Source organism: Klebsiella sp. Lac1 (assembly GCF_009825425.1).
In the GTDB taxonomy this organism is placed as follows: Bacteria; Pseudomonadota; Gammaproteobacteria; order Enterobacterales; family Enterobacteriaceae; genus Klebsiella; species Klebsiella electrica.
In genome coordinates, this window is record NZ_VJZJ01000001.1 from 304472 (window position 1) to 316801 (window position 12330).

Consider the following 12330-nt stretch of genomic DNA (forward strand, 5'->3'; position numbering starts at 1 on the left):
CCCTTTTCGTTTCGGGCTCTTTTTATGCAACAACCTGTTGTTCGCGTGGGAGAATGGCTGGTTACACCCTCTGTTAACCAAATCAGTCGGAAGGGGCGTCAGCTTACTCTTGAACCGCGCTTAATCGATCTGTTGGTCTTCTTTGCCCGTCATCCTGGTGAAGTGCTCAGCAGGGACGAGCTTATTGATAATGTCTGGACACGTAACGTGGTGACCAGCCATGTCGTCACGCAGAGTATTTCCGAGCTACGTAAATCGTTGAAAGATGGCAACGATAGTAGCCCAGAATATATTGCGACGGTACCAAAGCGCGGCTATAAGCTTACGGTGCCGGTGATCTGGTGTACGGAAGAGGGGGAAGAACCGGCGATGGCGATCCCGTCCGCGCTCCCCGTAGCAACGCCTGAGCTGACGACCCTGGCGCTCTCGGTCGCCGGGGTTGAGCAAGGCCAGGCGCCGGTCGTAAAACCGGAGAAGCGCCGACGTATCACGACCTTTTGGGTATGGGTGCTGTTCCTGCTGGCGCTGGGGAGCTGCGTGGCCCTGGTTGCGCTGTCGACGATCGAATCGCGGCCACCGGTGAATAAAGCGCGCTTGCTGCTGAACCCGCGCGATATCGATATCCACCTGCTGAAAGGTAATTCCTGCACCAACTGGGTATCGCAGCACTCGTATGCGGTGGGCTTAGGCAGCCTGGTGACCACGTCGCTCAACAGCTTCTCGACCTTTATGGTGCACGACAAAACCAACTACAACATTAATGAGCCGAGCAGTTCAGGTAAAACGCTGACGATTGAGTTCGTCAATCAGCGGCACTATCGCGCGCAGCAGTGCTTTATGTCTGTGCAGATGGTGGATAATGCCGACGGTTCAACCATGATGGATAAACGTTATTTCATCACCAGCGACAACCAACTGGCGATCCAAAACGATCTGCTGAACAGCTTATCGGAGGCCTTAAAGCAGCCGTGGTCGGAACGTATGCAGACGATGCTGAAACAGTATCAACCATCGCACAGTACGGCGCTGACGCATTTCTACGAGTCGCATCAGTTATTAATGAACGGCGATGTCGATTCATTAGGTAAGGCCAGCGCGCTGCTTGATGATGTGATTAAAGACTCGCCCGAGTTTTCTTATGCCTATGCGGAAAAAACGCTGGTGGATGTATTACGTCATTCGCAACAGCCGTTAAATAAAGAGCAGCTCGGCGCGCTGTACGCTGAAATCTCCCGGGTCGGCGATATGCCGGGGATCAAAGATACGGCGGTCTTTTACCAAATTAAAACAGTGGATTTGCTGGGCCAGGGCAAAGTCGATGAAGCGTATAACGCGATTAATACTGGGATCGATCTTGAGATGTCGTGGATGAATTATGTGCTGCTGGGTAAAGTCTACGAGATGAAAGGAGAGAACCGGGAAGCGGCCGATGCTTATCTGACGGCATTTAATTTACGTCCGGGCGAGAACACCTTTTACTGGATTGAAAATGCGGTCTTCCAGACTTCCGTCACCCGCGTTGTACCTTACCTCGATAACTTCCTCTCTTCAGAATAAATAAACCCTCACCATACTCAGGATATTGCGCGTGGTGAGGTTAAATTTATGTTTCTCATGAGCACCCTGATTGTTATATGTGTTTAACGCGTAAATCGCGGGGTGCAACACAAAATCAACACACGATCTTTAACGTAACTACTTGTAAATAAACAGTGTTTATCTTTTTATGATATCAACATGTCATCCTGATATGTTAATTGAAAAAGGTCAAAATATCATTTGTCTGATGTTTGTAGTTATTTCACTTTATCTTTAGGACTTATCGCGTACTAATCCGTAATCTGGTTGGCAGTTGGTCGGGTCAATAAAAGTTTCATCATCATGATCTGTACCGCAAAATAAACTCAGGAGAAAAGAAAGCATGAGTTCTGCCAAGAAGATCGGGCTATTTGCCTGTACCGGTGTTGTAGCCGGTAATATGATGGGGAGCGGTATTGCATTATTACCTGCAAACCTCGCTAGTATCGGTGGTATTGCCATATGGGGGTGGGTGATTTCTATTATTGGCGCGATGTCTCTGGCTTATGTTTATGCCCGGCTGGCGACCAAAAATCCGCAGCAGGGTGGCCCTATTGCCTACGCGGGTGAACTATCTCCGGCGTTCGGTTTCCAGACCGGTGTCCTTTATTATCACGCCAACTGGATCGGTAATCTGGCCATCGGGATTACCGCCGTCTCTTATTTATCAACGTTCTTCCCAATTTTAAATAACCCGGTGCCGGCAGGCATTGCCTGTATTGCCATCGTATGGATATTTACCTTCGTGAATATGCTCGGCGGGACCTGGGTTAGCCGTCTGACGACGATTGGCCTGGTGCTGGTGCTTATTCCGGTCGTCATGACCGCAGTGGTCGGCTGGCACTGGTTTGATGCCGCAACCTATCAGGCGAACTGGAACACCTCCAGAACCACGGACAGCCACGCGGTCATCAAAAGTATCCTGCTCTGCCTGTGGGCCTTCGTCGGGGTAGAATCCGCCGCCGTCAGTACCGGGATGGTGAAAAACCCGAAACGTACCGTGCCGTTGGCTACCATGTTGGGCACCGCGATGGCCGGTATCGTCTACATCGCCGCGACGCAGGTTATCGCCGGTATGTATCCTGCCTCGCAGATGGCCGCCTCCGGTGCGCCGTTCGCGATCAGCGCCTCGACCATTCTCGGCGGCTGGGCTGCGCCGGTAGTGTCGGCCTTCACCGCCTTTGCCTGCCTGACGTCTCTCGGCTCCTGGATGATGCTGGTGGGCCAGGCCGGCGTACGTGCCGCTAACGATGGTAACTTCCCGAAAGTGTACGGTGAAGTGGATAACAACGGTATTCCGAAAAAAGGTCTGCTGCTGGCTGCGGTGAAAATGACTGCGCTGATGGTGCTGATTACCCTGATGAACTCCACCGGCGGTAAAGCTTCCGACCTGTTCGGTGAATTGACCGGTATCGCCGTCCTGCTGACCATGCTGCCTTACTTCTACTCCTGTGTTGACCTGATTCGCTTCGAAGGCATCAATGTACGCAACTTCGTCAGCCTGATTTGCTCCGTACTGGGCTGTGCGTTCTGCTTCATCGCCCTGATGGGGGCAAGCTCCTTCGAACTGGCCGGTACCTTTATCGTAAGCCTGATTATCCTGATGTTCTACGGCCGCAAAATGCACCAGCGTCAGAACAACGACAACTCCGCTGATAGCAACACCGCCAGCGCGCATTAATCAGCAACCCTATTCCTGAGGCTCCTTCCATCACCTGTCACAACGTGGCGGGAGGGGCTTTCTTTATCTGGAGATTTGACTATGAACGTTATCGCAATCATGAATCACATGGGTGTCTACTTCAAAGAAGAACCCATCCGTGAACTGCATCGCGCCCTTGAACGCCTGGACTTCCGTATTGTCTATCCGAACGACCGCGAAGATTTACTGAAACTGATCGAAAACAATGCCCGTCTGTGCGGGGTGATCTTCGACTGGGATAAATACAATCTCGAACTGTGCGAAGAGATCAGCAAGCTGAACGAATATATGCCGCTGTATGCTTTCGCTAACACCTACTCCACGCTGGACGTCAGCCTCAACGATCTGCGGATGCAGGTACGCTTCTTCGAATATGCGCTGGGGGCCGCCGATGACATCGCCGATAAAATCAGACAGAACACCGATGAATACATCGATACCATTTTGCCGCCGCTGACCAAAGCGCTGTTCAAATATGTGCGTGAAGGTAAATACACCTTCTGTACCCCAGGCCATATGGGCGGGACCGCCTTCCAGAAAAGCCCGGTCGGCAGCATCTTCTATGATTTCTTTGGTTCAAACACCATGAAATCCGATATCTCGATTTCCGTTTCTGAACTGGGTTCCCTGCTGGACCACAGCGGCCCGCATAAAGAAGCGGAAGAGTATATTGCGCGCGTCTTTAACGCCGAACGCAGTTACATGGTGACCAACGGCACCTCAACGGCGAACAAAATCGTCGGCATGTACTCCGCACCAGCTGGCAGCACCGTACTGATTGACCGTAACTGCCACAAATCGCTGACTCACCTGATGATGATGAGCGACATTACGCCAATCTACTTCCGTCCGACCCGTAACGCTTACGGCATCCTCGGCGGTATTCCGCAGAGTGAATTTCAGCACGCCACTATCGCCAAACGGGTAAAAGAGACGCCGAACGCCACCTGGCCGGTACACGCGGTGATCACCAATTCCACCTACGATGGTCTGCTGTATAACACCGACTTCATCAAGAAAACGCTGGATGTGAAATCTATCCACTTTGACTCCGCGTGGGTGCCTTACACCAACTTCTCGCCAATCTATGCCGGTAAATGCGGGATGAGCGGCGATCGCGTGGAAGGGAAAGTGATTTATGAAACCCAGTCCACGCACAAACTGCTGGCGGCGTTTTCTCAGGCTTCGATGATTCACGTTAAAGGCGCTGTCAACGAAGAGACCTTTAACGAAGCCTACATGATGCACACCACCACCTCTCCACACTACGGCGTGGTCGCCTCGACTGAAACCGCCGCGGCGATGATGAAAGGCAATGCCGGCAAGCGGCTGATCGATGGCTCTATCGAACGTTCCATTAAGTTTCGTAAAGAGATCAAACGTCTGAAAGGCGAATCCGAAGGCTGGTTCTTCGACGTCTGGCAGCCGGAACATATCGATGGCCCGGAATGCTGGCCGCTGCGTTCCGATAGCGCATGGCACGGTTTCAAAAACATCGATAACGAACACATGTACCTCGACCCGATCAAAGTCACGCTGCTGACGCCGGGGATGAAGAAAGACGGCACCATGGATGAGTTCGGTATTCCGGCAAGCATTGTGGCGAAGTATCTCGACGAACACGGCATCGTGGTGGAGAAAACTGGTCCGTACAACCTGCTGTTCCTGTTCAGTATCGGTATCGACAAAACCAAAGCGCTGAGCCTGCTGCGTGCGCTGACCGACTTTAAACGTGCCTTCGACCTGAACCTGCGCGTGAAAAACATGCTGCCGTCGCTGTACCGCGAAGATCCTGAATTCTACGAAAACATGCGTGTGCAGGAACTGGCGCAGAACATTCACAAACTGATTACGCATCATAACCTGCCGGAGCTGATGTTCCGCGCTTTCGAAGTGCTGCCGACCATGATGATCACGCCGTATGCCGCGTTCCAGAAAGAGCTGCACGGTCAGACCGAAGAGGTGTATCTCGAAGAGATGGTGGGACGCGTCAACGCCAACATGATCCTGCCGTATCCTCCGGGAGTGCCGCTGGTTATGCCGGGTGAAATGATCACCGAAGAGAGTCGTCCGGTACTGGAGTTCCTGCAGATGCTGTGCGAAATCGGTGCCCACTATCCGGGCTTCGAAACCGATATCCACGGCGCCTATTGTCAGACGGATGGCCGCTACACCGTGAAAGTGCTGAAAGAAGAAAACAACAAGTAATTGAAGCTCCTGGGAAGTGGCGGGCCACTTCCCTTTTTTCATTGCCGGGTGGCGCTGCGCTTACCCGGCCTACGATCCGCATGTCGGCCCGTGCGAGCAACGCGCCGCCGGGCAAATTTGACAGACCGCAGGGAGACCTCATGAAAACACCCTCACAACCGCGTGCGATCTATTACATCGTCGCGATCCAAATCTGGGAATATTTCAGCTTTTACGGCATGCGTGCCTTACTCATCCTCTACCTCACCCATCAGCTTGGCTTCGATGACAGCCACGCCATCAGTCTGTTCAGCGCTTACGCTTCTCTGGTTTACGTTACCCCCATTCTCGGCGGCTGGCTTGCCGACCGCCTGCTCGGCAATCGCACGGCGGTCATTGTCGGCGCGCTGTTGATGACGCTCGGCCACGTCGTGCTGGGCGTTGAATCGGATGCAACCTGGAGTCTGTACCTCGCGCTGGCGATCATTATCTGCGGCTACGGCCTGTTCAAATCCAACATCAGCTGCCTGCTGGGTGAACTCTACGCCGCTGACGACCCTCGCCGCGACGGCGGTTTCTCGCTGCTGTACGCTGCCGGGAACGTCGGCTCCATCGCGGCGCCCATCGCCTGCGGGATGGCGGCGCAGTGGTATGGCTGGCATATCGGTTTTGCGCTGGCGGGGATCGGCATGTTTATCGGGCTGCTGATTTTCCTCAGCGGCCATCGCCATTTCAGCCACACCCGCGGCGTCGACAAACAGGCGCTGCGTACGGTGAAATTTGTTCTGCCGACTTGGGGCTGGCTGGTGGTCATGCTCTGCGTGGCGCCGGTGTTTTTCACCCTGCTGCTGGAAAATAACGGCGCTGGCTATCTGCTGGCCATCGTCTGCGTTTTCGCCGCCCAAATGGTGGCGCGCATTATGGTGAACTCCCCGCAGCACCGTCGCGCGCTGTGGCAAATCGTACTGCTGATGCTGACCGGCACGCTGTTCTGGGTTCTGGCGCAGCAGGGCGGTAGTTCGATCAGCCTGTTTATCGATCGCTTTGTTAACCGCCAGCTGTTCGCCATTGAGGTGCCGACGGCTCTCTTCCAGTCGGTAAACGCCGTTGCCGTGATGGCGGCGGGCGTGGCGCTGGCCTGGCTGATGCGCCCGGAAGGCAGCACGCGATCGGTGCTGCGCGTGTGGCTGAAATTTGCTTTTGGCCTGCTGCTGATGGGCTGCGGGTTTATTGTGCTGGCCCTCAACGCACGTCACGGTGCGGCGGAGGGGCAGGCATCGATGGGCATGATGGTGGCCGGCCTGGCGCTGATGGGCTTTGCCGAACTGTTTATTGACCCGGTAGCGATGGCGCAGATCACCCGCCTGAATATGCCGGGCGTGACCGGGGTGCTGACCGGCATTTATATGCTGGCGACCGGGGCGGTGGCCAACTGGCTGGCGGGTATCGTCGCGCAGCAGACCACCGAGTCGCAAATCAGCGATACGGCGATTGCCGCGTATCAGCACTTCTTTGCCCAGATGGGTGAATGGACGCTGGGCAGCGTGGCGGTCATTGTCGTCGTCGCCTTCGCCGCCGCGTTCAGCGTTGGCAAACGCCGCGCGGCTGCCGGTGAACTTCCCTGAGGCGGCACCGGGCTTACCGGGGCGACAACATCATGCCGCCCGGTAGCCAGGTAGCCCGGCTAAGGCGTTTACGCCGCGAGCCGGGGAGGGCCCGAACGCAGCGTCGCCTCCGGGGTCAGCATCCCCGACACTGGAGCCAGGTAGCCCGGCTAAGGCGTTTACGCCGCGAGCCGGGGAGGTGCCGAATGCAGCACCGCCTCCGGGGTCAGCATCCCCGACACTGGCGCGAAATCCGCTCCTTGCACCGTTTACTGAATAGCGGGAGGATATTCTGGCAGGTAATGAAGCCGAAGATAAAAAACTGTTACGTAAGCAAAGACTGAGTGAAATCAGCCGAAACCGAAGCCAGGACCATGAAGATTGTTCTCCGGAATTAGCGCCGGAACAGGGCGCGCCGGAGAGTGGCCTGGGGCAATGTATCGAAGCAAGTTTGAAAGCAGGGTTATGAGGAACCAACATGTCTGAACAACAAGCACAAAGTGCCGATGAGGCAATTGACCTTAATAATGAACTGAAAAACCGTCGTGAAAAGCTGGCTCAGCTTCGTGAGCAGGGCATCCCGTTCCCGAACGATTTTCGTCGTGACCATACCTCTGACCAATTGCACACTGAATTTGATGACAAGGATAATGCAGCACTCACCTCCTTGAACGTTGAAGTCTCTGTCGCTGGTCGTATGATGACCCGTCGCATCATGGGGAAAGCCTCCTTCGTCACTCTGCAGGACGTCGGCGGCCGCATTCAGCTGTACGTCGCGCGCGACGATCTGCCGGAAGGCGTCTACAGCGAACAGTTTAAAAAGTGGGACCTTGGCGACATTATCGCCGCCCGCGGTAAGCTGTTCAAAACCCAAACCGGCGAACTCTCCATTCACTGCAGCGAGCTGCGTCTGCTGACCAAAGCCCTGCGCCCGCTGCCGGATAAATTCCACGGCTTGCAGGATCAGGAAGCCCGTTATCGTCAGCGCTACCTGGATCTGATTGCCAACGACGAATCCCGACGTACGTTTAAAGTCCGTTCGCAGATCCTCGCGACGATGCGCCAGTTCATGGTGAGCCGCGGCTTTATGGAAGTCGAAACCCCGATGATGCAGGTGATCCCCGGCGGCGCGGCGGCGCGTCCGTTTATCACCCATCACAACGCGCTGGATATGGACATGTACCTGCGTATCGCGCCGGAGTTGTACCTGAAGCGTCTGGTTGTGGGCGGCTTCGAACGGGTATTCGAAATCAACCGTAACTTCCGTAATGAAGGTATCTCGGTGCGTCACAACCCGGAGTTCACCATGATGGAACTCTATATGGCGTATGCGGATTACAAAGATCTGATCGAACTGACCGAATCCCTGTTCCGCACTCTGGCGCAGACCGTGCTGGGTAAAACGGAAGTCCCCTACGGCGACCAGATCTTCGACTTTGGCAAACCGTTTGAAAAACTGACCATGCGTGAAGCTATCAAGAAATACCGTCCGCAGACCGAGATGGCGGATCTGGATAACTTTGCCGCAGCGAAAGCCCTTGCCGGGTCCATCGGCATTCACGTTGAGAAGAGCTGGGGGCTGGGGCGTATCGTCACCGAAATCTTTGATGAAGTGGCGGAAGCGCACCTGATTCAGCCGACCTTTATCACCGAATACCCGGCGGAAGTCTCTCCGCTGGCGCGCCGTAATGACGTGAACCCGGAAATTACCGACCGCTTTGAGTTCTTTATCGGCGGCCGTGAAATCGGTAACGGCTTCAGCGAGCTGAACGACGCCGAAGACCAGGCGCAGCGTTTCCAGGACCAGGTGAATGCCAAAGCCGCCGGGGATGACGAAGCGATGTTCTACGACGAAGACTACGTGACCGCGCTGGAATACGGCCTGCCGCCGACCGCCGGTCTGGGGATCGGGATCGACCGGATGGTGATGCTGTTTACTAACAGCCACACTATCCGCGACGTCATCCTGTTCCCGGCAATGCGTCCGCAGAAATAAGTTACGTCCACGACCAGGCCCCCCGTTCGTCAGAGCCGGGGGCTTTTTTATGCCTCATATTTGCCGGTGGAAGGCCGCCGTCCTCGCGCCAGACGGGTGAGGTACGGCCTCTGGGCGCTGTTTTGCGTTTCAGTGGCCCGGGCTGAGTGAAATGACCCGGTTGTAACCGTCAGCCCACCGGCATTCATCGTCTTAGGGGGGAATTGTGCTCGTCCACACGCCTCGCCACCCTGCGCTGCGCAACCTGGTTCATCCCCCCTCCAGGCTGGCCTTCAGCGTATTTTTTATCCTCCCCGTGACGTCGCGTCCGGGGGGGCAGGCAAGCGTCTGCGGCAGCTCAGACGCCTGAAAACGCCGCTGATGTTTCAAATACCCCTTTTATTCAGGTGGGTAATCCCCTCTGGCGGATTGCCAGCGGCAGGCCCGCGGCTTGTGCGCAAACTGCTGGGCGCCTCTCATTTTTTGCGCGTTTATGCCGCAATGTTAGATATCTGTCAAAGTTCTGTTATCAGGTGGTTTTAAAATTTTCATTTCAGTTATTTAATTATAAAAGTTTCATATGTGTTGTTAATGAAATAAACCATCTGAAATTGACCAGCCGATAAATCGTATGATTTATGAACTACTGTTTTAATAACTCATTAAAAAAACCACTGAATTAAGTGGTTCTGGTAAAAATGTGCCAAAACAGTGCAGTCAGAAGAAAGATTTCTGACTGGCGAGTCGGTCGGTATCAGAAAAACGTTTTCCGAAATGAATTTTTCATTTCATCTCGATGAACTGGCATATCACTGAACCCCAAGGAACAACTATGAACATCAAGAAAACGATTGTTGCCTCTTTGTTAGTCTGTATGTTGCCCGCCGCGGTGATGGCAAAAGATCTCTCCGTCGGCGTGTCGATGGCACTTTTCGACGATAACTTCCTGACTATCCTGCGTACTGCTATGCAAAAAGAGATGCAAAAAGAGGGAGTGAAATCGCAGGTTGAGGATGCCAAGGGCGATGTCGCGCAGCAGTTGCAGCAGGTGCAAAACTTTATTGGCCAGGGCGTCGATGCCATCATCGTCAACCCGGTCGATACCAACGCCGTGAAGCCGATTATCGATCAGGCGACCAAAGCCGGGATTCCGTTGGTCTTCGTTAACCGCCGCCCTCAGGTTCCGCTGACCGACAAAATGGCCTACGTTGGTTCGGATTCGGTGCTGGCCGGCCGTCTGCAGATGGAAGCGCTGGCGAAGGCGATGAACGGCAAAGGTAACGTGGCGATTCTGCTGGGTGACCTGGCGAACGAATCCACCCGCGACCGTACCAAAGGCGTGGAAGAGGTCGTCGCGAAATACCCGAATATCAAGATAGTCCAGAAGCAGACGGCGAAGTTTATGCGTAACGATGCCGTTGATGTGGTGAGTAACTGGATGACCAGCGGGGAAGATATTCAGGCGATCGCCTCCAATAACGATGAAATGGCGATTGGCGCGCTGCAGGCGCTGGGGAGCAACCCGAAGCACATTCTGATCGCCGGGGTCGACGGGACGCCTGACGCCCTGCAGATGCTGAAAAACGGCAAGATGATCGCCACGATTTTCCAGGATGCCAAAGGGCAGGGGGAAGGGGCGGTGGATGCGGCCGTCAAACTGGCGCACGGGGAAAAAGTCGAAAAAGTCATCGATATCCCTTACCAGCTGATTACCAAACAGAATATGTCTGAATTTGTCAGTCGTAATCAAAAATAATCATTTCTGGCTCAGCGGTACGGAGGGTGATGTATGAACGCTTTTGCACTTGAAGCCGAAGGTATCAGTAAGTTCTTTCCTGGCGTGAAGGCGCTCGATAACGTCTCATTACGCGTGCGCCCGGGGACGGTGCACGCCCTGATGGGGGAAAATGGTGCGGGAAAGTCGACGCTGATGAAGTGCCTTATCGGGATTTACCGTCCCGATAAGGGCGCGATCCGGGTGAAGGGTGAACCGGTGCAGTTCCAGGATACGATGGATGCGCTGCGCGCGGGGATCTCGATGATCCACCAGGAGCTGAACCTGGTGCCGCATATGACGGTGGCGGAAAATATCTGGCTGGGGCGCGAGCCGATGAAATACGGCTTTGTCGACCATCGGCAGCTGACCCGCCAGACTCAGACCCTGCTCAATAAACTGAATATCCGTTTATCCGCCGACCGGCTGGTGGGCGATCTCAGCATTGCCGCCCAGCAAATGGTGGAAATAGCCAAAGCGGTATCGTGGAACGCGGATATTGTCATTATGGATGAACCCACCTCGGCGCTGACGGAAAGCGAAGTGGCGCACCTGTTTACCATCATTCGCGATTTACGCGAGCAGGGCAAAGCCATTATTTATATCAGCCACAAAATGGATGAGATTTTCGCGATTACCGATGAAATTAGCGTCTTTCGCGACGGGACCTGGGTGGGCAGTCGGCAGACGGGTGAATTTACCCGTCAGTCGCTGATTACCCAAATGGTGGGCCGCGAATTAACTCAGCTGTTCCCGAAATTCAATAATACGATTGGCGAGGAGGTGTTAACGGTCCGCAATCTGACGCGCCAGGGCTATTTCGAAGAGGTGAATTTCAGCGTCCGCCGCGGAGAAATTCTCGGCGTTGCCGGTCTGGTCGGCGCCGGGCGCAGCGAAGTGATGGAGAGCCTGTTCGGGATGGAGCGCTTTGACAGCGGCGAAGTGTTGATTGACGGCCAGCCGGTGACGATCGACTCGCCTTCCGTGGCCATTGAAAAAGGGATGGCGCTATTGACGGAAGATCGCAAAAAGTCCGGGCTGTTCCTCGTGCTCTCGGTGATGGAAAACATGAGTATCGTCAATATGCCGGAATATATCGGCAAGAGCGGGTTCGTCAAACATATGAAGATGGCGGAAGACTGCATGGAACAGATCCGTCGACTGAATATAAAAACCCCGACCATGGATCAAATTATTAATAACCTGAGCGGCGGTAATCAGCAAAAGGTCTTAATTGCCCGCTGGCTGCTGGCACAGCCGAAAATATTAATTCTTGATGAACCAACCCGCGGGATTGACGTGGGGGCGAAAGCTGAAATTTATCATCTGATAAGCGAACTGGCCAACCGTGGCGTCGCGATCATTATGGTCTCTTCTGAACTGCCGGAAATTCTCGGCATGAGCGATCGGGTTATGGTCATGCACGAAGGGCGTATTACCGGCATCCTCGACAAAGACGAAGCCGATCAGGAAACCATTTTGTCGTTGGCATCCCACTGAGGTGTAGAGA

7 protein-coding genes are annotated in these 12330 nt (G+C 54.4%); all 7 read left to right on the top strand.

Going from position 1 to position 12330, the window contains the following annotated elements:
• The first annotated feature begins 24 nt into the window (after positions 1 to 24).
• The 7 genes from cadC (at position 25) to FNY10_RS01460 (ending at position 12320) form a co-directional block, all read left to right on the top strand.
• A complete protein-coding gene (cadC, locus tag FNY10_RS01430) occupies positions 25 to 1557 on the top strand; it encodes a lysine decarboxylation/transport transcriptional activator CadC (protein ID WP_131047561.1) in 1533 nt (510 codons plus the stop codon).
• A 364-nt stretch (positions 1558 to 1921) separates the two neighbouring features.
• On the top strand, positions 1922 to 3259 hold the full coding sequence (gene cadB, locus FNY10_RS01435; RefSeq protein WP_100686005.1) for a cadaverine/lysine antiporter: 1338 nt from the start codon (positions 1922 to 1924) through the stop codon (positions 3257 to 3259).
• Positions 3260 to 3340: 81 nt separating this feature from the next.
• Positions 3341 to 5488: a lysine decarboxylase CadA gene (gene cadA / locus FNY10_RS01440; protein WP_100686006.1), complete on the top strand. Its 2148-nt coding sequence runs from the start codon at positions 3341 to 3343 to the stop codon at positions 5486 to 5488.
• A gap of 140 nt (positions 5489 to 5628) precedes the next feature.
• Positions 5629 to 7092, top strand: coding sequence for a dipeptide permease DtpD (dtpD, locus tag FNY10_RS01445; RefSeq protein ID WP_131047562.1), 1464 nt, complete (start codon positions 5629 to 5631; stop codon positions 7090 to 7092).
• Between the two features lie 457 nt (positions 7093 to 7549).
• A complete protein-coding gene (gene lysS, locus FNY10_RS01450) occupies positions 7550 to 9067 on the top strand; it encodes a lysine--tRNA ligase (protein WP_141965162.1) in 1518 nt (505 codons plus the stop codon).
• An 811-nt stretch (positions 9068 to 9878) separates the two neighbouring features.
• A complete protein-coding gene (locus FNY10_RS01455) occupies positions 9879 to 10802 on the top strand; it encodes a sugar ABC transporter substrate-binding protein (protein WP_100686009.1) in 924 nt (307 codons plus the stop codon).
• Positions 10803 to 10835: 33 nt separating this feature from the next.
• Positions 10836 to 12320 (top strand): sugar ABC transporter ATP-binding protein, encoded by a 1485-nt coding sequence (locus FNY10_RS01460; RefSeq protein WP_100686010.1) that lies wholly within the window; start codon positions 10836 to 10838, stop codon positions 12318 to 12320.
• Positions 12321 to 12330: the final 10 nt, after the last annotated feature.